The organism is Endozoicomonas sp. ISHI1 (assembly GCF_024606225.1).
GTDB lineage: Bacteria > Pseudomonadota > Gammaproteobacteria > Pseudomonadales > Endozoicomonadaceae > Endozoicomonas_A.
Map to the genome: position 1 here is coordinate 1 of NZ_JAGRPU010000117.1, position 2088 is coordinate 2088.

At 52.8% G+C, this 2088-nt stretch carries 1 protein-coding gene; it reads left to right on the forward strand.

Going from position 1 to position 2088, the window contains the following annotated elements; translation table 11 throughout:
* Window positions 1-2088 (forward strand): AAA family ATPase (locus tag KBW69_RS23285; protein WP_257282519.1); only part of this gene is annotated, 2088 nt, incomplete at both ends.

Below are 2088 nucleotides of genomic sequence, written 5' to 3' on the forward strand. Positions count from 1 at the left end.
GACGATTCGCGAGACAACCGATTTGGAGCCCCGACTGCGGGTGGCCCATACTAAACGGCAGCCGAAAGCCCTGGGATTGGCAGAAAACGATAAGCTCTCAATGAGAGATCACGTTGCCTTTAAGACCGCCACGTATCAGCAAAACGCCCAGGTAAGTCATTGGCTCAAACAGCAGCCGGAAAACCCTTTGGTCATTCAGATCAATGACCAGACCAGCCTTAGCCAGCTATTTGATAATATCTATATCACCTCGGAACAAAAGGCGCATTTTGGACGATGTGAGACTGAGTTGCAGAAGGCATTAACCACTGGCAAGCCGGTTGTATTGCGGGGACTGGAGAGTAATCCAACGCTTCAGGCGCTACTGGAACCCCTGGCTGTTGGGCAACCTCTGTTGGTGAATGGCCAATTACAGGCCTACCCGGAAGCTGATGTCACCTTGCTCTGGCCTGAGTCTGCGAAGAGCCCGTCTTCAGTATTTAATTCCATGGTTGCCAAGGGTAAACCCTGTCCTGAGGTCGATCTCTGGGAGATCAATGCTACCAAGCATGAGATCATCCGGACTGAGCTGCCAGAACAAGCACTCTATGAACTTTACGAAGCGTTTAAAACCGTACCTGCCCAGCTTTGTAACCCACTGCCAGAAATGACCGAAGGGTTATTGAATAACCTGATACTGGCTGCCCGGCGAGCACAGCAGGTTGACCAGTCCCCACAACTTTTACCCCGCCACTGGCGCAAGGCCATCAATAGCACCATCACCCATGGTACCCGCCAGCATCCGGTCGTGCGTGATTTTATGAAAGTAGCCTGTTGGCAGTTACTGCCAGATGCTCATGAAAAGCCGGATGAGGATCGAGCCCCCTCGGTTGACCCGGACCATTTAAATGACATTATTAAAAGTACCCAGCGGTTTGATAGAGCGTTTGTGGAGCAGAACCTGTGGCCACTGGCCAGAGCCTTTGACCCGGCAGCATTTAATAAAAAACTACAACTGTCTTATGAAAGTCCATTTCCAGAGTGGGGTAAAGAGAGAGCTTTAGACAGGCTCTGCACCATGATCATAGCCCATACACCAGAGAAACAACGTGATGTTCTAGCCTATCAGTTGGAAGTCGATCCGGAGGCAACGCAGTCCTGCCCACCATTAGCCACCAGACCATCAAGGCAGATTAAACGTTTGCAGGATGCACTGGCTGCTGGCTGGCAGTTACCTTTGCCACCAGGGCAGACCCGATCCGATGCCATTCACGCTCTGGCCAATGATTGTTTTCAGATGGCCAGAACAGCGCGTTCTGAGGCAGAAGGCATTGAACGTATAAAATATCGACTGTCTGAATCACTGGAATGGACGGGTTCCGCTGAGAAGCCCCTGGCAGCACTGGCCCGGGACCTTTTTCACGGCCAGACGAATCAGAAGGATCGTGAAAGTCGTCGATTATCCCGACTCCATGAGCGGCTTACAGACTCTCCCGTTATATTCCTGCTGGGGGAAACCGGCACCGGAAAAAGTTACTTTTCCGCCAGAATGGCAAAGACTTCAGGACAGGCTTCGGTGCTCTCCCTTGGGCCTTCTGACAGCGAACAGACTCTGATGAAACGCTGGCAGTGGCAAGAACACGCCGATGGCGACCGCTCTATGGCGCAGCAAAACCGGGCATTGATGGAATGGGCCAATACCCCTTCTGACAATGACGGACACTATGTCACCCTGGTTCTGGATGAGGCCAACCTCGCCAAAACCGGATTGCTGGCGTCACTTAACGGCTTATGGGAGCCGCAACCCTGCATTTACGTGAATGGTCATCCTGTCAAGGTTGGCCCAAAACACCGGGTCATTCTCACCGGCAACCCGGATCATTACGCCGGGCGCCAGCTCGACCCGGCCCTGAAAGAAAAACTGCCGAGGGCTTACTACCCGCGCCTGGACCGGGCATTCCTTCGGGACAGAGTGGTAGAACCAGCTCTGGTCAGGCAGTTACAACGGCATTTGCCAGAGCCGCAAATAAACGACATTGCACACAATGCCACCGAGTGTGTGATGGCACTCTGGCAATATTATCAGGAGCTGTTGCCAGAGCATGAGTT